The sequence below is a fragment of the Streptomyces sp. NPDC046727 genome (assembly GCF_040645635.1).
GTDB lineage: Bacteria > Actinomycetota > Actinomycetes > Streptomycetales > Streptomycetaceae > Streptomyces.
The window spans coordinates 328673-347403 of record NZ_JBEYYR010000003.1 but is presented as its reverse complement, the minus strand read 5'-3'; the positions used below and the strand labels follow the sequence as shown (position 1 = coordinate 347403).

Sequence of the window (18731 nt, the reverse complement as noted above, 5' to 3'; positions counted from 1 at the left end):
CCACCCCGGCCGGACGCACCGCCGGAATCGACCCCAGCCGCCCCGCCCGACCGCGAAGAGCCCTCGTCGCCCCGACCGGAGGCACCGACAGGGCCAGCCCCCTCCGCGCCAGCTGACGGCGCCGAGGCCGAACCCTGCCCACCCCGGCCGGACGCACCGCCGGAATCGACCCCAGCCGCCCCGCCCGACCGCGAAGAGCCCTCGTCGCCCCGACCGGAGGCACCGACAGGGCCAGTCCCCTCCGCGCCGACTGACGGCGCCGAGGCCGAACCCTGCCCACCCCGGCCGGACGCACCGCCGGGATCGACCCCAGCCGCCCCGCCCGACCGCGAAGAGCCCTCCTCGGACCGACCGGAGGCACCGACAGGGCCAGCCCCCTCCGCGCCGGCTGACGGCGCCGAGGGCGAGCCCTCCTCGGCCCGGCCGGAGGCGCTGACGAGGGCCTCCACCACGTCCACGGCGCTGCCGTCGTGGTCGCTGCCGGCGGTACCGCTGCCGTTCTGCACGTTGGCCGCGCGATCGACTTCGAGCCAGGAGTCGGCATGGGAGTTGTCGATCACGGTGATCAGGCCCCCGGCCGCCTCCGTGGGAACGGCACCGGCGCCGAGCAGTGCGGCCGCCGCCACCGCGGCGACCCCGAGCCGGGAAGCGGCACCGCTCACACGCCCACGCCCTCGGGGGTGAGCCGCTCGGGGTCGATGTTGCGCTCCAGCAGGCTGGTGGAGGCCTTCACGCCGATCCCGCGCGCGGGATCCACCTCCGGCAGCCGGCCGTCGGCCGCCTTCAGGCCGGAGAGCGCGGCGTCCATCGCCTCGTGCGCGGCGAACAGACATGGCGTGCTGTAGATGGCCACGTCCACGCCGAGGTCGGACAGTTCACCGAGGGACAGGCGGGGCGACTTGCCGCCGGCGATCTGGTTGAACAGCAGCGGCTTGTCCCCGACGACCTTCCGGATCCGTTCGATCCACTCGACGCTGCGCACTCCGTCGACCAGCACCACATCGGCGTCGGTGGCCGCCAGCCGCTCGGCGCGGTGCAGGATGTCGTGCTCGTCGGTGGCGTCCGTGCGGGCCACCACGACCAGGTCGTTGCGGGTCTCCAGGACCTTGTGCAGCTTCTCCAGGTACTCCTCCAGCGGCAGCACCTGCTTGCCGTCGGCGTGGCCGCAGCGGCGGGGCCGCTTCTGGTCCTCCAGGATCACCCCGGAGGCACCGATGCGTTCCAGCCCCTCGACGACATGGCAGGCGACCTCGGGATCGACGTACCCGTCGTCGATATCGACCAGCAGATGGTGGTGCGGGAACGCGCCCCGCAGCCTCTGGACGAAGGCCACCATGTCGGGCCAGGCGATGAATCCGATGTCCGGCAACCCGTAGTACGAGGCCGCAAAGCCAAAGCCCGATACGAACATCCCGTCGTAGTGCTTGGCCGCGATCGACGCCGAGTACATGTCGTACACGCCGATCAGCGGTGTGGTCCCGGGCCCGGCGATGCGCTCGCGCAGCTTCTTACCGTAAGTCAAGGTCCGGCTCCTCCTGTGGGTGGGTGACGCGAGGGGTGGCCGCGCGTCTCGACGCCCTTTGCCAAGACAAGAGCATCTCTAGATAGTCACGTGACCTTCCCCCTACGCGACCTTTACTCACCCCAATGGCGGAACCGGTTCACCGCAGAAACGTCACTCAGCGAGCCGGAGCGCCCCCCGTGAGCCCCCCGTTCGGGTGAGCCGGGAAACCGCGGCCCATGCGCCGGCGGACCATCCGCTCAACCGCCCTCGCCGACACTGTTGTCGGGCGCTCCGTCGCCGTACGACGGGAGGTCCCCGCGCTGCACCGGGGCCGTCGCCGTGCGGGCCGGCGGCAGGATTCCGGCCAGCTCCTCAGCGGCGGGGCGGTGGACCGCGTCCGCGGCTCGGCGCAGCACCTCGGGCGCGACCTTCTCTCCGCCGATCCGCACCACTTGGCCCTTGGCCGGAGCCAGGCAGGTGTAGCCCTCGGGGCAGTCGGCGGCACTGCCCCGCTCGGCGTAGAGATGCAGTACGGCGCCGTTCTTCGCCCAGTAGGCGACGGAGAAGCCGTCGTCGCCGTTCACCCCGACGGACTGCTGCGCGAGCGTGAAGCCGGGTACGTCGGTGAGGTAGACGAGTTCCGGTGCGATGCCCAGCGCGCGCAGGCGGGCATCGACCTCGGTCCGCTTCGTGGTGGTGGGCACCGGCTCCCGGGCGTCGCCGGCGTCCGCCTTCTCGGTGCCGCACGCCGTGAGCAGCGCGGGCAGGAGCAGGAGCAGCGGCAGGGTGCGTACGGTACGGATCATGCGCCCATGGTGCCGCACAGGCGCTCCCCAGGACGCACCCCGATCCCGTAACCTCCTGCGATGAACGCCATTCCACCGCTGCTGGACCATCTCGTCCTCGCCACACCGGACTTGGGCGCGACGGTCGCGGAGTTCGCACGCCGGACCGGGGTCACCCCGGTGCCCGGCGGGGTGCACCTGGGACTGGGTACGCGCAATCACCTGGTGGGACTGGGCGGCCGGAGCTACCTGGAGATCCTCGGCCCCGACCCGGAACAGCCCGGACCCACCGGACCGCGGCCGTTCGGCGTCGACCAACTGCCCCGGCCCACCGTGCTGACCTGGGCCATCAGCCCGCCCGACCTGGACGAGGCGGTCGCGCGGGCGCGGGAGCGGGGTCATGACCCGGGCCCGGTACGGCCGATGAGCCGCCGCACCCCGGACGGCACCCTGCTGCGCTGGCGGCTGACCGACGCCGGCCCCGGGGACGCCCCGGGTCTGCTGCCGTTCCTCATCGACTGGGGTGACTCCCGGCACCCGGCCGCCTCGGGCCTGCCGGTCACCCCCCTGCTGGCGGTGTCGGCCTCGGCCCCCGCCCCAAAGGAGCTGCACGCCCCGCTGACGGCCCTGGGCACCTCGCTGTCCCTCACCACGGGCCCGACCGCCCTCTCCTTCACCGTGGCCACACCGAACGGACCGGTCACCTTCGACTGACAGCTCATATTTGAACGTGTTCAATTGAGCCCCTAGTATCGGGCCCCTCGCCGTCGCGCGGAGGAGGGGGCATGCGCTACGAGGAGAGGTCCGTCCCGGGAGGACTCCGGCACGGGTTCGGGCAGCTGGTGCGGTTCGGGGTGCTCCAGACCCGCGCCTGCGCCTTCGCCGTGGCACTGCTGGCCGGGATCGGTGGCTCCCGGCTGCTGCCCCCGCTGCCCGTGGCGCGCTACGACCTGGTCCTGGTCTACGGCGTGCTGCTCACCCTCGTCGCCCGCCGGGTGGGCTGGGAGACCCGTCGGGACACCGCCGTCATCGCCGTGTGCCACCTGGTGGGGCTGCTGTTCGAGCTGGTCAAGGTGCACATGGGGTCCTGGAGCTACCCCGAGGACGCCCTCACCAAGGTCGCCGGGGTGCCGTTGTACGGCGGCTTCATGTACGCGGCGGTCGGCAGTTACGTATGCCGGGCCCGGCGGCTGATGCGGCTGCGCTACACCCGCTACCGCGCCGCCGCCACGACCCTGGTCGCCGCCGCCGTCTACCTCAACTTCTTCACCCACCACTGGATGCCGGATCTGCGCTGGCCGCTCGCGGTGGCGATGACCGCCGCGACCGCCGGCACCTGGGTGGGCTTCCACGTGGGCACCCGTCGCTACCGCATGCCCCTCGCCGTCTCCTTCGTGCTGATCGGCTTCTTCCTGTGGGTCGCCGAGAACGCCGCCACCTATGCGGGCGCCTGGAACTACCCGCAGCAGCTCGCCGGCTGGCAGCCGGTGCCGCTGACCAAGTTCGGTGCCTGGTCCCTGCTGATCAGCGTGACCTTCGTCCTCGTCGAGCACCTCGCGGGCCGCCAGGAGCCGGGCCGGTGTCCGCCGCCGGTGTCCGATTCCTTCAAGACCGGCTGACCGGGCGCTGCCTACGGTGACCGCATGACCGAACAATTCGCCGTGATCGGCATCGTGACCTCCGACCTGGCCGCCTCCCTCGCCTTCTACCGCCGCCTCGGACTGGTCTTCCCGGAGGGAGCCGAGAACCAGCCGCATGTCGAGGCCGAGTTGCCCGGCGGCCTGGTCCTCGCCCTGGACACCGAGGAGACCGTCCGCTCCTTCCACCCCGGATGGCGGCCGCCCGCCGGCGGAGGGCGGATCGCGCTCGCCTTCCGGTGCGGCTCCCCCGCCGAGGTCGACGCCCGCTACGAGGAACTGGTGGCCGCCGGCCATCACGGAGAACTCAAGCCGTGGGACGCCTTCTGGGGGCAGCGGTACGCCACCGTGCACGACCCCGACGGCAACGGGGTCGATCTGTTCGCCCCGCTACCCGCCGCCGGCGAGTAGCTCCCCGAGCGGCATGCCCGCCAGCTCCCGTACCTCCCGCGCCAGATGGGGCTGATCCGCATAGCCCGCGCGGATCGCCGTCTCGGCGTACGCCGTCCCGGACCGGGCCAGGGCCAGCGCCCGCTGCAGCCGCAGGATGCGGGCCAGGGTCTTCGGCCCGTAGCCGAACGCGGTCAGACAGCGGCGGTGCAACCGGCGTCCGCCGAAACCGAGTTCGGCGGCCGTCGCGGACACCTGACGGCCCTCGTCCAGGCACTCCACCAGCCGGCGCAGCACCGGGTCCGGGGCGCCCGCCTCCGCCGCCCGGTCCAGGGCGATGTCCTCCAGCCCGGTCGCCGGGTCGGGTGCCGCCGCGAGCCGGTCGCGCAGCCGCCGGACCCTCGCCGCGGGCCAGATGTCCGCCAACTCCACCCGGAGGTCACGCAGTTCGTGCGCGGGAACGCCGAGCAGGGCTGGCGCGGTGCCGGGGAAGAAGCGGATGCCCGCCCAGGAACGCGCCGGGCCCTCGGGGACATGGGCGCGGGTGTCGGGACCCGCGACCAGCAGCCGACCCTCGCACCACAGCAGGTCCATGCAGCCGTCGGGCAGCACGGGCCCGACACCGGTGCCGGTCGGGGAGTTCGTCCACACGACGGCGCCGGCCAGCCGGGACGGCCGCTCCGCGTACACGCGAGCCAGCGTACGTCCCTCACGGGGACCGCGTCGCCTGCCTGAGGGTGCCTGCCGGCCCGGTCAGGCAGGGCGCCGGGCCGGTCCGGACGCGGGAGCCGGGGCGGGTCTGCCCTCGTGTGCCGTCGCCGCCGCGGGGGCGCCGAACAGCGGGAGGGTGTGGCGTATGCGGAAGCGGCGGGCGTAGACCGCGGTGGCCCCGGCGACCAGGGCGAGCAGCGCCAGGGAGAGGACCCGGGTGAGCAGGGGAACCGTGTCGGGCGGCAGGGTGACGGCGGCGAGCGTGCTCAGCCCGCCGTCGAGCAGCTGCTCGGCTCCCCAGACCAGGGTGAGCACCCGCAGTCCCCGGCGGAACGCGGCGCAGTCCCGCCAGATCCCGGTCCGCGCGCGGGCCACGTCTGCCCCGTGCAGTCGCTGTCCCAGCTGGAAGGCCAGCGGTCTGCTGGTGAACGCGGTGCCGAGCACCCAGCCGCCGACCACGAGGGACAGTGCCGCGTCCTTGAACAGCAGCACGCGGGGGCCGCCGCCGATCAGGGACACCAGCGCGGCGGCGGCCAGCAGGACCGTGAAGAACAGGTCCACCCCGTCGATCCGCCGGTGCCGTACCGCGCCCGTCAGCAGGCGCAGGGCCGGTGATACGCCGCTCAGCAGCAGCGCCGGTCCCTGGCCCGCGCCGAGCGCGCGGGCCGCGTAGTAGATCAGGAGCGGGAGGACGATGTCGGCGGCGAGGGCCAGCAGCGGGCCGCGAGCCGTGCCGGCCGCGCGGCGCGTCGTACCGCGCTGTCGTGTCCGCTCCGCCGAGTCCGCCATGTCCGCCGCCTCCCTGCCCCTCCTGCCGCTGGCCGGACGGTTCCGGCCTGCGCGACCACGCTAGGCGCGGGGCGGGGTCCGGCGGATCGGAGCACGGGTGGAGTGCCGGGTGGAAAGCGGGAGGAAAATCGCGGCCCCGTTCTCCACCGACGGGCGCAGACCCGCGGATGGAGACGACACCGCGCACCTCAGGGACGGAAGCCGATCACACCCGGCGAACCGATTCGCCCGGGCCGGACCGTCGACCGGACCGTCACTGCCCCGGATGCCCAGGATGCCCCCGATGCCCCGCATCCCCGTGCCCCCCGTTGATCCCATGGGGCCCGTTGGCGCCACCGCCTCCGCCGCCTCCGCCGTTGACCCCCTTCACCTTGTGCGCGTGGTGAGGGTTCTTCGCGTGGGTGCGGAGGCGGGCCGTCACGTCCTCCGGGGGCAGGAAGCGGGACCAGCGCTCCGGGAACTCGGAGGGCATGTCCGGGTCCTCGGGGTCGGCCTCGCGGGCCGCCGCGGCGCGGGCGACGTACTCGACGACCTGCGCCTCACGGAGCCGCTCGTTGGCCTCGCGGGCGGCGGCCGTGGCCGCGGCGGGCCAGACCCGGTCGATGGCCGCGTTCACCGCCGCGCCGACCAGCACGGCGAAGGCGGACACACCGATCCACAGCAGGACGGCGACGGCGGCGGCGAGGGAGCCGTAGATCGTGGCGCCCTCGATGGTGTTCGTGAGGTAGATGCGGAGCAGGAAGCTGCCGAGGACCCACATGGCCAGGGCGACCAGCGCGCCGGGCACGTCCTCGATCCACGGGGAGCGAACGGGCACGGAGACGTGGTACAGGGTGGTCAGGAAGATGATCGACAGGAGGATCACGACCGGCCAGTACAGGACCTGGACGACCGTCTCCGACCAGGGCAGGATCCGCACCACCGCGTCGGGCCCCGCCACCATCAGCGGCAGCGCCACCGAGCCGATCAGCAGGGCCACGATGAACAGCAGGAACGCCATGATCCGGGTCCTGACGATGCCCCGGACGCCGTCCAGGCCGTACATGACGGTGATGGTGTCGATGAAGACGTTCACGGCGCGCGAGCCGGACCACAGGGCGAACAGGAAGCCGATGGAGATGACGTCGGGCCGGCCGCCCTTCATCACGTCGTTCAGGATCGGCTCGGCGATCTCCTTCACGCCCTTGTCGGACAGGACCGTGCGGGAGGCCTCCAGGAGGTTGCTCTCCAGGCTCTTGATCGTGTCCGCGCCGGTCCAGGCGTCGACGTAGCCGAGAAGGCCGATGAGGCTCAGCAGCAGCGGCGGCACGGACAGCAGCGTGAAGAACGCCGCCTCGGCCGCCAGGCCCAGGATGCGGTACTCCATGCAGGAATTGACGGTGTCCTTGAGCAACAGCCAGGCGGTCCTGCGCTTGGAGACGTTCCGGTAGAGGGCTCTGGCCCGGTGGAGCCGGCCGGCCGGCTGCTCGGGGGTTTCACTTGCTGGCTGCACGACCCAAAGGTATCCGCAGCACGGGACCGCACTCACCTTCCGGGGCGGACGGCCGGGTCGGGCCCGCCCGCCGGCCGGTGCTGTGTCACTCTGGGGGTCATCAGCGCCGCCGTCCCGGGTAGGTTCGGAATCATGGCAGGCACCCCCACCCACACCGTGACGAACCAGCCGCCACCGCTGGTCGGCTACGACGTCTTCACCGCCGACCGGGCCCTCGTCGAGGCCGTCGACCGGTACACCGGCCCGGGTGTCCTGGACGAGGTGCGCGCCGAGCTGTCCGCGCTCGGCCGGGCCGCGGGCTCGGCGCAGCTGCAGGAGTGGGCGGCGCAGGCGAACGAGCACCTGCCCCGGCTGCGCAGCCACGACCGCTACGGCCACCGGATCGACGAGGTCGAGTTCCATCCGTCCTGGCACCGGCTGCTCGGCAAGGGCCTCTCGGCCGGGCTGACCGGCGCCTGGTCGCGGCCCGCCGGGCATGTGCGCCGGGCGGCCGGGTTCCTGGTGTGGACGCAGGTCGAGGCGGGCACCTGCTGTCCGCTGTCGATGACGCACGCGGCCGTGCCCGCGCTGCGCGCCGACCCGGAGCTGGCCGCCGTGTGGGAGCCCCGGCTGGCGTCCACGGTCTACGACCGCGAGCTGCGGCCCCCCGGGCAGAAGGCCGGCGCGCTGTTCGGGATGGGCATGACCGAGAAGCAGGGCGGCAGCGACGTCCGCGCGAACACCACCGGCGCACGCCCCCTCGCGGAGGCCGGCACCTATCTGCTGACCGGGCACAAGTGGTTCTGCTCGGCGCCCATGTCGGACGCGTTCCTGGTGCTCGCGCAGGCCCCCGGCGGGCTCACCTGCTTCCTGGTCCCGCGGGTCCTGCCCGACGGCAGCCGCAACGTCTTCCTCCTCCAGCGGCTGAAGGACAAGCTGGGCAACCGCTCGAACGCCTCCGCCGAGGTCGAGTTCGACGGCACCTGGGCGCGCCGGGTCGGCGAGGAGGGTCAGGGGGTGCGCACGATCATCGGGATGGTCGCCGCGACCCGGCTGGACTGCGCGCTCGGCTCGGCGGGCCTGATGCGGCAGGCCGTGGCCCAGGCGGTGCACCACTGCACGTACCGGGAGGCGTTCGGCGGGAAGCTGGCCGACAAGCCGCTGATGCGCAACGTCCTCGCCGATCTCGCGCTGGAGTCGGAGGCCGCGACCGCGCTGGCGCTGCGGCTCGCCGCCGCGTACGACGACGGGAGCGAGCAGGAGCGCGCCTTCCTGCGGCTCGCGGTGCCGGCGGCCAAGTACTGGATCACCAAGCGCTGTACGCCCGTCGCCGTGGAGGCCGCCGAGTGTCTGGGCGGCAACGGGTACGTAGAGGAGTCCGGCCTGCCCCGGCTGGTGCGGGAGTCGCCGCTGAACTCGATCTGGGAGGGTGCCGGGAACGTTCAGGCGCTGGACGTGCTCCGGGCGCTGCAACGCGAGCCGGGCGCGCTCAACGCCTGTCTGATCGAGATCGGCCGGGCCCACGGCGCCGACCACCGCCTCGACCGCGCCGTGAAGGACCTGTTCACCGAACTCGCCGATCTGGATGCCATCGAGGGCCGCGCACGGCGCGTGGTGGAGCGCCTCGCGCTGGTGCTCCAGGGCTCGCTCCTGGTCCGGCACGCGCCGCCGGAGGTGGCCGACGCCTTCTGCGCCTCCCGCCTGGGCGGCGACCACGGGGCGTCTTTCGGCACGCTGCCGACGGGCCTGGACCTGGAGTCGGTGGTGAACCGGGCAAGGCCGGCCTTCTGAGACGCGTCGGTCCGGCCCAGGGGCGCGAACCGCCGAACGGCAGGGGTGGTGCTGCGCCGACACGGCACCACCCCCACCACCTGGGCCCGTCGAGCCCGCGGACGCGTACGCGCGGGCGCGCAACGCGCCGGGGTCAAGTCTCAGCCACCCCTGAGAGGTTCACCAGGGTTGCAAGGGGTTGCAACTTATGGGGGCACGTGCGCGGAGTCTGTGCCTCCGCCATGCCCGGAACGGCAGTATGAGAGGCACAGTCGGACCGGAAACCGCCGCCCGGACGGCTTGACAAGTGTGTTCGACACCCTTTTCCGGGAGGACCGCAGTGGGGAACCCGCCGATGAACGTGGCGCGCCTGGCCGCCGTGGACGCGGCGCAGGCGGCGCGGGTGCTGAACGAGATGCGCGAGGCCACCCTGGCCGGACAGCGTGTGCGGATCGCGCCCCGTCCGGTGATCGAGCAGTCATGGGGACGGATGCTGCGCGGCGGCGTCGACCCGGAACGCGATTTCAGGTCCGGGCTGTTGCCCTCCGACGAGGTGCGGCGCAGGCGGGAGGAGTCGCCGCTGCGGCACGTCCTGCCGGTGCTGCGGGAGGGGCTGCTTTCGGTCGCGGACGTCGCCCAGCACATCATGGTCGTCGCGGACGCCGACGGGCGTGTGCTGTGGCGGGAGGGCGCGGCTCCGGTCCTGCGCAAGGCCGACGGGCTCGGTTTTGAACTCGGCGCGGACTGGCGGGAAGACGTCGTCGGCACCAACGGGGTGGGGACCCCGGCCGTGGTCCGGCGGCCCGTGCAGGTGTTCGCCGCAGAGCACTTCGTACGGTCGCACACGTCCTGGACGTGTTCGGGCGCCCCGATCACCGACCCTCGGGACGGCCGGCTGCTCGGGGTGGTGGACGTCAGCGGCCCGCTGGAGACCATGCATCCGGCCACCCTCGCGTGGGTGGACTCGGTGGCCAAGCTGGCCGAGGCCCGGCTGCGGGAGCTGCACGGGGCCGCGCTGGAGCGGCTGCGGGCGGTGGCGGCGCCGGTGCTGGCCCGGCTGGCCGGCCGGGCGCTGGTGGTGGACCGGAACGGCTGGACGGCGGCGGTGACCGGGATGCCGTACGTGCGGCGGGTGGCGCTGCCCAAGTCGCTGGCGCCGGGCCACCGGTGGCTGCCCTCGCTCGGTCCGTGCGCGGTGGAGCCGCTGGCCGGGGGGTGGCTGCTGCGGGCCGGGGACGAGCCGCTCGCCACCGCCGCCCGGCGGATCGTGCTGGACCTCGCCCGGCCGGGCCGCTGCACGGTGACGGTCACGGCCTCGGCGGGCTCCTGGTCGCGGGAACTCAGTCCGCGCCACGCCGAACTGCTGTTCCTGCTCGCCGAGCACCGCGCCGGGCGGGGGGCCGCGGGGCTGGCGGAGGACCTGTTCGGCGATCCTTCCAGGACCGTGACCGTGCGAGCCGAGATGTCCAGAATCAGGCGGTATCTCGGGGACCTTCTGCAACACCGGCCGTATCGTTTCGGCGACGACACGGAAGTGGAAGTACTCCTTCCAGATGACCTCCGCGACCTGCTCCCCCAGTCGACAGCGCCCTCCGTGGCCCGGAAACGGAATGCCCCGCAGGACGTCCGGACCGGGAGGCCCTGAGCGTGGGCGACGGTCCGCCCGGCACCGGCCCCGCAGCGATGCCTTCCGCCCATCTGCGGGGTCTTGGCCCTACCCGGCCCCTTCCTGCCGTAGCATCCCGTAAGGGCCTCCCCACCTGCTCCTCGGGTCAACGTACGGACCATGAGGCGCAGTTGGCCCGTCCTCTGGAGGAGAGATGAAGCATCGCGGCAGACACCGCCGGCGCAGACGGGGCGCGGCACTGCGCGCCGTCCTGACCGGGACCGCGCTGGCGCTCACCGCCGCCGCCACCCTGATCAGCGCGTCCCAGGCCGAGGTCGCCGAGGACCCGGGTGCGCTCAAGCCGCTGACCTCCCCGGCGGACACGGACCGGCTCCGACTCCAGGAGGACCTGGTCCCCGCCCGCACGCTGGACCGGCTCGAGGCCGCGATGGGCCGCCCGGTCGGCGTCGACACCGTTCTGCAGAGTGCCGACCGGGAACTGCGGGAGGCCGCCGACTGCTCCGCCGGCGACCGCGCGTCCCTGCCCGTCGCCCCGGCCGTGGCCCGCGCCTACTGCTGGGACCCGGCCGACACCGCCGCCGACGACTGGCGGCCGGCCTCCGTGACCACGTCCGGGGACGCCGACGGCGACGGCGTCTGGGGCACCCACCGGGTCGTCCTCGCCGGCTGGACCCACAGCACCGGCACCGGCCGCCCCGGCGAGCGCGGCCTCGCCCGGGTCGCCTTCGTCGACGCCGACGACCCCGCGCACCTCGCCTACCGCTGGGTGCTGCTGGTGGTACCGGTCGACGGCGGCCGGGACTACCGGAGCCTGGCATCCGGCGTCTCCGGCATGGTCTGGTACGAGGACAAGCTGCTGGTCACCACCACGACCGGCAGCGCCGACGCGCTCTACGTCTACGACCTCGACCGCATCCAGCGCACCACGGTCGACGCACCCGCCGTCGGCCGGGTGCCCGGCGGCTGGTCCGCCGACGGCTACGGCTACGTCCTGCCCGCGGTCGGCTCCTACCGCTTCACCGCCGGCCGCTGCGGCCCCTCCGGGCCACCCTGCCCCGGCGCGCTCGCCCTCGACCGGGGTACGGCACCCGACACCTTGACCGCGGCGGAGTGGACCGCGCCCGGCGCCGACCGGCCCGCCCGGCTGTGGCGGTACGCGTTCAGCATCGATCCGGCGCGGGCCGGGCTGCTCGCCACGGACGGGGCGGGGCGGGCCGAGGCGGTGGAGGCGTACCGGACCCGGGCGGCCGGGATCAGGGGCGTGCTGTCGTACCGGAAGGCCGGCGCGGATCGGTCGTCCTGGTATGTGGGACGGCTGCCCGCTTCGCAGGATGGGCACGGGGGACTGTGGCGGCAGGACACCGAGGGCGCCCAGGCCGCCCGGTGCGGCTCCGACGCCTCGGAGCGCTGCTGGGCGCGGGGGGCGGGGTCCCTCTCCTACTGGCAGGAGACGGGCGAGGTGTGGTCCCTGTCGGACCGCATGCTGTTCGCGCTGCCCCTGGCCGACCTCGACGGCGCCCTGGACTGACCTCTCCGCGGGCGGCCCGGGCTCCCCCTCCGCCGGCGCCCGGACCCGATCGACAGAACCGGTGGCGGGATGATTCCCTGGCCCGCATGAGCAGCGTCCCTGTCACCACCTGGTCCCTGGAGCAGACCTCCCCGGCCGACCTCCTGCCCGCCGCCGCGCCCGACGGCGACGTCCGGATCGTCCGCGCCGCGGCGCCCTCCCCCGAGTTCAGCCGGTTCCTGTACGCCTCGGTCGGCGGCGACATCCACTGGACCGACCGGCTGAGCTGGTCGTACGCGCGGTGGCAGGAGTACCTGGAGCGGCCCGGCGTGGAGACCTGGGTGGCCTACGACCGGGGCACCCCGGCCGGCTATGTCGAGCTGGACCCGCAGGACGAGGGCGTCGTCGAGATCGTCTACTTCGGGCTGATCCCCGCCTTCCGCGGCCGGCGCATCGGCGGCCACCTGCTGTCGTACGGCACGGCCCGCGCCTGGGACCTGGCCGAGCGGTGGCCGGGGCGGACGCCGACGAAGCGGGTGTGGCTGCACACGTGCAGCAAGGACGGCGAGTTCGCGATGGACAACTACCAGCGGCGCGGCTTCAAGCTGTTCGACACCAAGGTGGAGCTGGAGCCCGACCTGGCCACTCCGGGGCCGTGGCTCGGCGCATACCCCGCCTGACCTGCCGGGACAAGCCTCCCGGCGACGCATGTGAGCGACGACACCCTTGTTCCACATTCCGGGACAAGGGTGTCCGCATGATGGACGAAGCTGGACTCTGTCCAGATCGCCGTGACACGCTTCCGCCATGTCTGGAACTGGAATTGCCTTGGTGAGTCGGCGGCACGTCGACCTCGGCCGCATGTCCAGCGCCATCTGTCCGGTGAGCTGACGCCCCCAGCACCGCCGCGAACCCCGTACCTGATTCTTCTTGCGCAATGCCGCGCACGCCTGCCCGCGTGCGCGCATCTGTGCAGGTCAGAGCTGATTTCCCATCGGTCCCGAAGGACGTACAACCATGGCCGCCACCCCGCAGAACCCCGCCTCCGCGCCCCGCCGCAGGGTGAGCCGTCACCGCGGCGAGGGCCAGTGGGCCGTTGGCCATTTCACGCCCCTCAACGGCAACGAGCAGTTCAAGAAGGACGACGACGGTCTCAATGTGCGGACACGCATTGAGACGATCTACTCCAAGCGCGGCTTCGACTCGATCGACCCGAACGACCTGCGCGGCCGGATGCGCTGGTGGGGGCTGTACACCCAGCGCCGTCCCGGGATCGACGGCGGCAAGACCGCGATCCTGGAGCCGGAGGAGCTGGACGACTCGTACTTCATGCTGCGGGTGCGGATCGACGGCGGGGCGCTCACCACGCGGCAGCTGCGGGTGATCGGCGAGATCTCGCAGGAGTTCGCGCGCGGCACCGCGGACATCACGGACCGGCAGAACGTCCAGTACCACTGGATCCGGATCGAGGACGTGCCCGAGATCTGGGAGCGGCTGGAGGGTGTGGGCCTGTCCACCGTCACCGCCTGCGGTGACACCCCGCGTGTGATGATCGGCTCCCCGGTGGCGGGCATCGCCGAGGACGAGATCATCGACGCCACGCCGGCGCTGGAGGAGATGAAGCGCCGCGTCCTGAACAACAAGGCGTACTCCAACCTTCCCCGCAAGTTCAAGACGGCCATCTCGGGTTCGCCGCTGCTGGACGTCGTGCACGAGATCAACGACGTCGCGTTCGTCGGCGTGCGCCACCCCGAGCACGGCCCGGGCTTCGACGTGTGGGTGGGCGGCGGCCTGTCCACCAACCCCAAGCTGGGCGTGCGGCTGGGCGCCTGGGTGCCGATCGACGAGGTCCCCGACGTCTACGAGGGCGTCATCTCGATCTTCCGTGACTACGGCTACCGCCGGCTGCGTACCCGCGCCCGGCTGAAGTTCCTCGTCGCCGACTGGGGCGCGGAGAAGTTCCGTCAGGTGCTGGAGGACGAGTACCTGGGAGGGCGCAGGCTGATCGACGGGCCCGCCCCCGAGCAGCCCGTGCAGCAGTGGCGCGACCACATCGGTGTGCACCGGCAGAAGGACGGCCGCTTCTACGTCGGCTTCGCCCCGCGGGTCGGCCGGGTCGACGGCGCCACGCTGACGAAGGTCGCCGACCTCGCCGAGGCGCACGGCTCGGGCCGGGTCCGCACCACCGTCGAGCAGAAGATGATCATCCTCGACGTCGAGCAGGACCAGGTCGACTCGCTGGTGGAGGGCCTGGAGGCGCTGGACCTCACCGCCCGGCCGTCCTCCTTCCGGCGCGGCACCATGGCCTGCACCGGCATCGAGTTCTGCAAGCTCGCCATCGTGGAGACCAAGCAGCGCGGCTCCCAGCTGATCGACGAGCTGGAGCGCCGTCTGCCGGACTTCGACGAGCCGATCACGATCAACCTCAACGGCTGCCCGAACGCCTGCGCCCGTATCCAGGTGGCGGACATCGGTCTCAAGGGCCAGCTCGTGCTGAACGACAAGGGCGAGCAGGTCGAGGGTTACCAGGTGCACCTCGGCGGCGCGCTGGGCCTGGAGCCGGGCTTCGGCCGCAAGGTCCGCGGCCTGAAGGTCACCGCGGAGGAGCTGCCGGACTACGTCGAGCGGGTGCTGAAGCGGTTCCAGGCGGAGCGCGAGGACGGCGAGCGGTTCGCCACCTGGGCTTCCCGGGCTTCCGAGGAGGCCCTGTCGTGAGCGAGCGGGCCGCGCCCTTCTACTGCCCCTACTGCGGTGACGAGGACCTGCGTCCCAGCGAGCAGGGCCACGGTGCCTGGGAATGCGGGGCGTGCAACCGCGCATTCCAGCTGAAGTTCCTCGGGCTGCTCGCCCGGGGTCTTCAGCGAGCCGACAACGGAGGGGATGACCGGACATGACGACGGCTCAGGAAGAGCGTACGACCGAGGAGTTGAAGGCCCTCGCCGAGCAGGCGGGCCGCGAGCTGGAGGACGCCTCCGCACTGGAGATCCTCCAGTGGGCGGTGGACACCTTCGGTGCGAAGTTCTGCGTCACCTCCTCCATGGAGGACGCCGTGGTCGCCCATCTCGCCTCGCGCGTGCAGAAGGGCGAGGCCCCCGTGGATGTGGTCTTCCTGGACACCGGCTACCACTTCCCGGAGACCATCGGCACCCGGGACGCCGTGGAGGCCGTGATGGACGTCAACGTCATCACCCTCACGCCGCGGCAGACGGTCGCCGAGCAGGACGCGGAGTACGGCCCGAAGCTGCACGACCGCGACCCCGACCTGTGCTGCGCGCTGCGCAAGGTCAAGCCGCTCGAGGAGGGGCTGAAGGGCTACGAGGCGTGGGCGACCGGACTGCGCCGCGACGAGTCCCCGACCCGGGCGAACACCCCGGTCGTCGGCTGGGACGAGAAGCGGCGGAAGGTCAAGGTCTCGCCGATCGCCCGCTGGACCCAGGACGACGTGGACGCGTACATCACCGAACACGGCGTGCTCGCCAACCCGCTGCTGATGGACGGCTACACCTCCGTCGGCTGCGCTCCGTGCACCCGGCGGGTCCTGGAGGGCGAGGACGCGCGGGCCGGCCGCTGGGCGGGCCGGGCCAAGACCGAGTGCGGGCTGCACGGATGACGGCGCACACAGCAACGCACACGTCGTCCACCGCTGCCGTCGCTACTGCTGTGACGGAAACGACCACTGCGATTCAGGAGAACCACGTGACGACCGGAGCCACCGTCTGGCTCACGGGTCTGCCGAGCGCCGGCAAGACCACCATCGCGTACGAGCTGGCGGGCCGGCTGCGCGCCGAGGGCCACCGTGTCGAGGTGCTCGACGGCGACGAGATCCGCGAGTTCATCTCGGCGGGTCTCGGCTTCTCCCGCGAGGACCGGCACACCAACGTGCAGCGCATCGGCTTCGTCGCCGAGCTGCTGGCGCGTAACGGCGTCAAGGCGCTGGTGCCGGTGATCGCGCCGTACGCGGACAGCCGGGACGCGGTGCGGGTGCGGCACGAGGAGAACGGGACGCCGTACCTGGAGATCCATGTGGCGACTCCGGTCGAGGTGTGCAGCGTGCGCGATGTGAAGGGCCTGTACGCCAAGCAGGCCGCGGGCGAGCTGACCGGGCTCACCGGGGTCGACGACCCGTACGAGGAGCCGGAGACGCCCGATCTGCGGATCGAGTCTCAGGACCAGACCGTGCAGGAGTCCGCGGCCTCCGTGTACGCCCTGCTGAGCGAGAGGGGACTGGCATGACCACGGTCGCCAAGGTGGAGGAGGGCACGGACAGCCCGTACGCCCTGTCGCACCTGGACTCCCTGGAGTCCGAGGCGGTGCACATCTTCCGTGAGGTGGCGGGCGAGTTCGAGAAGCCGGTGATCCTGTTCTCCGGCGGCAAGGACTCCATCGTCATGCTGCACCTCGCGCTGAAGGCGTTCGCTCCGGCCGCGATCCCCTTCTCCCTGCTGCATGTGGACACGGGACACAACTTCCCGGAAGTTCTTGAGTACCGGGACCGTGTGGTGGCCGCACATGGGCTGCGCCTCCATGTGGCCTCCGTCCAGGACTACATCGACCGCGGTGTGCTGAAGGAACGTCCCGACGGCACCCGCAACCCCCTCCAGACGCTGCCGCTCACCGAGAAGATCCAGTCGGAGAGGTTCGACGCGGTCTTCGGCGGTGGCCGGCGCGACGAGGAGAAGGCCCGCGCCAAGGAGCGCGTGTTCTCCCTGCGCGACGAGTTCTCCCAGTGGGACCCGCGCCGCCAGCGCCCCGAGCTGTGGAACCTGTACAACGGCCGGCACGCCCCCGGTGAGCACGTCCGCGTCTTCCCGCTGTCCAACTGGACCGAGCTGGACGTCTGGCAGTACATCGACCGCGAGGGCATCGAGCTGCCGCAGATCTACTTCGCGCACGAGCGCGAGGTGTTCCAGCGGGGCGGGATGTGGCTGACCGCGGGCGAGTGGGGCGGCCCGAAGGACGGCGAGACCGTCGAGAAGCGCCAGGTGCGCTACCGCACCGTCGGCGACATGTCCTGCACGGGTGCCGTCGACTCGGACGCGACCACGCTGGACGCCGTCATCGCCGAGATCGCCGCGTCCCGGCTGACCGAGCGGGGCGCGACCCGCGCCGACGACAAGCTGTCCGAGGCCGCGATGGAAGACCGCAAGCGCGAGGGGTACTTCTAAGCATGAGCACGACCACGACCGAGGCACTCTCGGCCACCACGCTGCTGCGATTCGCCACCGCCGGCTCCGTCGACGACGGCAAGTCCACGCTGGTCGGACGGCTGCTGCACGACTCCAAGTCGGTCCTCGCCGACCAGCTGGAGGCCGTCGAGCGCGCCTCCGCGAGCCGTGGCCAGGACGGCCCGGACCTCGCTCTCCTCACGGACGGCCTGCGCGCCGAGCGGGAGCAGGGCATCACCATCGACGTCGCGTACCGCTACTTCGCGACCCCGCGGCGCCGGTTCATCCTCGCCGACACCCCCGGCCATGTGCAGTACACCCGGAACATGGTCACGGGTGCCTCCACGGCCGAACTGACCGTGATCCTGGTCGACGCCCGCAACGGCGTGGTCGAGCAGACCCGCCGGCACGCGGCCATCGCCGCGCTGCTGCGCGTCCCGCACGTCGTGCTGGCCGTGAACAAGATGGACCTCGTCGGGTACGAGGAGCAGGTCTTCGCCTCCATCGCCCAGGAGTTCACGGCGTACGCCACCGAGCTGGGCGTCCCCGAGGTCACCGCGATCCCGATCTCGGCGCTGGCCGGCGACAACGTGGTGGAGCCGTCCGCGAACATGGACTGGTACGGCGGTCCGACCGTGCTGGAGCACCTGGAGACCGTGCCGGTCAGCCATGACCTGGCGCACTGCCACGCGCGGCTGCCCGTGCAGTACGTGATCCGGCCGCAGACCGCCGAGCACCCCGACTACCGGGGCTACGCGGGCCAGATCGCCGCCGGTACGTTCCGGGTGGGCGAGCCGGTCACCGTCCTGCCGTCCGGCCGTACCACGACGATCTCCGGCATCGACCTGCTCGGCACGCCGGTCGACGTGGCCTGGACGACGCAGTCGGTGACGGTCCTGCTCGCGGACGACATCGACGTCTCGCGCGGCGACCTGATCGTGCCCACGAAGGACGCCCCGGCCACCACGCAGGACGTGGAGGCGACCGTCTGCCATGTCGCCGACGCCCCGCTCACCGTCGGCCACCGGGTGCTGCTCAAGCACGGCACGCGCACGGTCAAGGCGATCGTGAAGGACATCCCGTCCCGGCTCACGCTCGACGACCTGTCCCTGCACCCGCACCCGGGGCAGCTCGTCGCCAACGACATCGGCCGGGTGAAGATCCGTACCGCCGAGCCGCTGCCGGTCGACTCCTACGCCGACTCGCGCCGCACCGGCTCCTTCATCCTGATCGACCCGGCCGACGGCACCACGCTCACCGCGGGCATGGTCGGCGAGTCCTTCGCGTCCCCCGAGCCGGTCAAGGACCCGGTGCCCGATGACGGCTGGGACTTCTGAACATGAACCCCACCGATGTCTACTCGACGTTCGCCAAG

At 72.4% G+C, this 18731-nt stretch carries 19 protein-coding genes; 14 read left to right on the top strand and 5 right to left on the bottom strand.

The window, feature by feature from the left end:
- Positions 1-658 precede the first annotated feature (658 nt).
- Positions 659-1522, bottom strand: coding sequence for an isocitrate lyase/PEP mutase family protein (locus ABZ937_RS05590; protein WP_361685979.1), 864 nt, complete (start codon positions 1520-1522; stop codon positions 659-661).
- Positions 1523-1761: 239 nt separating this feature from the next.
- Positions 1762-2310: a membrane lipoprotein gene (locus tag ABZ937_RS05585; RefSeq protein WP_361685977.1), complete on the bottom strand. Its 549-nt coding sequence runs from the start codon at positions 2308-2310 to the stop codon at positions 1762-1764.
- A gap of 60 nt (positions 2311-2370) precedes the next feature.
- On the opposite strand from ABZ937_RS05585, the gene ABZ937_RS05580 reads away from it, so the two are divergent.
- The 3 genes from ABZ937_RS05580 (at position 2371) to ABZ937_RS05570 (ending at position 4337) form a co-directional block, all read left to right on the top strand.
- Positions 2371-3003, top strand: a complete 633-nt coding sequence (locus ABZ937_RS05580; protein WP_361685975.1) for a VOC family protein — start codon at positions 2371-2373, stop codon at positions 3001-3003.
- Positions 3004-3074: 71 nt separating this feature from the next.
- Positions 3075-3908 (top strand): DUF817 domain-containing protein, encoded by an 834-nt coding sequence (locus tag ABZ937_RS05575; RefSeq protein WP_361685973.1) that lies wholly within the window; start codon positions 3075-3077, stop codon positions 3906-3908.
- Positions 3909-3932: 24 nt separating this feature from the next.
- Complete coding sequence (locus tag ABZ937_RS05570; RefSeq protein ID WP_361685971.1) at positions 3933-4337, top strand: VOC family protein; 405 nt, start codon at positions 3933-3935, stop codon at positions 4335-4337.
- Here ABZ937_RS05570 and ABZ937_RS05565 read toward each other — a convergent pair.
- From ABZ937_RS05565 to ABZ937_RS05555, 3 genes are all read right to left on the bottom strand, one after another.
- On the bottom strand, positions 4317-5006 hold the full coding sequence (locus ABZ937_RS05565; RefSeq protein WP_361685969.1) for a helix-turn-helix domain-containing protein: 690 nt from the start codon (positions 5004-5006) through the stop codon (positions 4317-4319). The two genes, ABZ937_RS05570 and ABZ937_RS05565, sit on opposite strands and share 21 nt — an antisense overlap.
- A 63-nt stretch (positions 5007-5069) precedes the next feature.
- Positions 5070-5816 carry a VC0807 family protein gene (locus tag ABZ937_RS05560; protein ID WP_361685967.1) on the bottom strand — a complete coding sequence of 249 codons (747 nt, stop codon included), beginning with the start codon at positions 5814-5816 and terminating at the stop codon, positions 5070-5072.
- A gap of 253 nt (positions 5817-6069) precedes the next feature.
- Positions 6070-7308: a YihY/virulence factor BrkB family protein gene (locus ABZ937_RS05555; protein ID WP_361685965.1), complete on the bottom strand. Its 1239-nt coding sequence runs from the start codon at positions 7306-7308 to the stop codon at positions 6070-6072.
- Positions 7309-7440: 132 nt separating this feature from the next.
- Here ABZ937_RS05555 and ABZ937_RS05550 point away from each other — a divergent pair, with 132 nt between their 5' ends.
- From ABZ937_RS05550 to ABZ937_RS05500, 11 genes are all read left to right on the top strand, one after another.
- Positions 7441-9078 carry an acyl-CoA dehydrogenase family protein gene (locus tag ABZ937_RS05550; RefSeq protein ID WP_361685963.1) on the top strand — a complete coding sequence of 546 codons (1638 nt, stop codon included), beginning with the start codon at positions 7441-7443 and terminating at the stop codon, positions 9076-9078.
- A gap of 334 nt (positions 9079-9412) precedes the next feature.
- A complete protein-coding gene (locus ABZ937_RS05545; RefSeq protein WP_361685961.1) occupies positions 9413-10702 on the top strand; it encodes a GAF domain-containing protein in 1290 nt (429 codons plus the stop codon).
- A gap of 175 nt (positions 10703-10877) precedes the next feature.
- On the top strand, positions 10878-12212 hold the full coding sequence (locus ABZ937_RS05540; protein WP_361685959.1) for a hypothetical protein: 1335 nt from the start codon (positions 10878-10880) through the stop codon (positions 12210-12212).
- A gap of 86 nt (positions 12213-12298) precedes the next feature.
- The gene (locus ABZ937_RS05535) at positions 12299-12871 is read left to right on the top strand and encodes a GNAT family N-acetyltransferase (RefSeq protein WP_361685957.1); all 573 of its coding nucleotides are present in this window, start codon (positions 12299-12301) and stop codon (positions 12869-12871) included.
- 127 nt (positions 12872-12998) lie between these two features.
- Positions 12999-13082, top strand: a complete 84-nt coding sequence (locus ABZ937_RS05530; RefSeq protein WP_309474722.1) for a putative leader peptide — start codon at positions 12999-13001, stop codon at positions 13080-13082.
- Positions 13083-13208: 126 nt separating this feature from the next.
- Positions 13209-14906, top strand: a complete 1698-nt coding sequence (locus ABZ937_RS05525) for a nitrite/sulfite reductase (RefSeq protein WP_361685955.1) — start codon at positions 13209-13211, stop codon at positions 14904-14906.
- Positions 14903-15085 (top strand): hypothetical protein, encoded by a 183-nt coding sequence (locus ABZ937_RS05520; RefSeq protein WP_361685953.1) that lies wholly within the window; start codon positions 14903-14905, stop codon positions 15083-15085. Before ABZ937_RS05525 ends, ABZ937_RS05520 begins: the two co-directional genes overlap by 4 nt.
- Positions 15082-15801, top strand: a complete 720-nt coding sequence (locus tag ABZ937_RS05515; RefSeq protein ID WP_361685951.1) for a phosphoadenylyl-sulfate reductase — start codon at positions 15082-15084, stop codon at positions 15799-15801. Before ABZ937_RS05520 ends, ABZ937_RS05515 begins: the two co-directional genes overlap by 4 nt.
- A gap of 50 nt (positions 15802-15851) precedes the next feature.
- The gene (gene cysC / locus ABZ937_RS05510) at positions 15852-16424 is read left to right on the top strand and encodes an adenylyl-sulfate kinase (protein ID WP_361685949.1); all 573 of its coding nucleotides are present in this window, start codon (positions 15852-15854) and stop codon (positions 16422-16424) included.
- On the top strand, positions 16421-17356 hold the full coding sequence (cysD, locus tag ABZ937_RS05505) for a sulfate adenylyltransferase subunit CysD (RefSeq protein WP_361685947.1): 936 nt from the start codon (positions 16421-16423) through the stop codon (positions 17354-17356). Before cysC ends, cysD begins: the two co-directional genes overlap by 4 nt.
- 2 nt (positions 17357-17358) lie before the next feature.
- A complete protein-coding gene (locus ABZ937_RS05500) occupies positions 17359-18693 on the top strand; it encodes a GTP-binding protein (RefSeq protein ID WP_361685945.1) in 1335 nt (444 codons plus the stop codon).
- The last annotated feature ends 38 nt before the right edge of the window (positions 18694-18731 follow it).

Bases quoted from the DNA above. Each gene is read 5' to 3' on its own strand.
- ABZ937_RS05525 (WP_361685955.1), top strand. From the start codon at position 13,209: ATGGCCGCCACCCCGCAGAACCCCGCCTCCGCGCCCCGCCGCAGGGTG.
- cysD (WP_361685947.1), top strand. From the start codon at position 16,421: ATGACCACGGTCGCCAAGGTGGAGGAGGGCACGGACAGCCCGTACGCC.
- ABZ937_RS05570 (WP_361685971.1), top strand. From the start codon at position 3,933: ATGACCGAACAATTCGCCGTGATCGGCATCGTGACCTCCGACCTGGCC.
- ABZ937_RS05540 (WP_361685959.1), top strand. From the start codon at position 10,878: ATGAAGCATCGCGGCAGACACCGCCGGCGCAGACGGGGCGCGGCACTG.
- ABZ937_RS05515 (WP_361685951.1), top strand. From the start codon at position 15,082: ATGACGACGGCTCAGGAAGAGCGTACGACCGAGGAGTTGAAGGCCCTC.
- ABZ937_RS05585 (WP_361685977.1), bottom strand. From the start codon at position 2,310: ATGATCCGTACCGTACGCACCCTGCCGCTGCTCCTGCTCCTGCCCGCG.
- ABZ937_RS05580 (WP_361685975.1), top strand. From the start codon at position 2,371: ATGAACGCCATTCCACCGCTGCTGGACCATCTCGTCCTCGCCACACCG.
- ABZ937_RS05575 (WP_361685973.1), top strand. From the start codon at position 3,075: ATGCGCTACGAGGAGAGGTCCGTCCCGGGAGGACTCCGGCACGGGTTC.
- ABZ937_RS05535 (WP_361685957.1), top strand. From the start codon at position 12,299: ATGAGCAGCGTCCCTGTCACCACCTGGTCCCTGGAGCAGACCTCCCCG.
- ABZ937_RS05500 (WP_361685945.1), top strand. From the start codon at position 17,359: ATGAGCACGACCACGACCGAGGCACTCTCGGCCACCACGCTGCTGCGA.
- ABZ937_RS05560 (WP_361685967.1), bottom strand. From the start codon at position 5,816: ATGGCGGACTCGGCGGAGCGGACACGACAGCGCGGTACGACGCGCCGC.
- ABZ937_RS05550 (WP_361685963.1), top strand. From the start codon at position 7,441: ATGGCAGGCACCCCCACCCACACCGTGACGAACCAGCCGCCACCGCTG.
- ABZ937_RS05545 (WP_361685961.1), top strand. From the start codon at position 9,413: ATGAACGTGGCGCGCCTGGCCGCCGTGGACGCGGCGCAGGCGGCGCGG.
- ABZ937_RS05530 (WP_309474722.1), top strand. From the start codon at position 12,999: ATGTCTGGAACTGGAATTGCCTTGGTGAGTCGGCGGCACGTCGACCTC.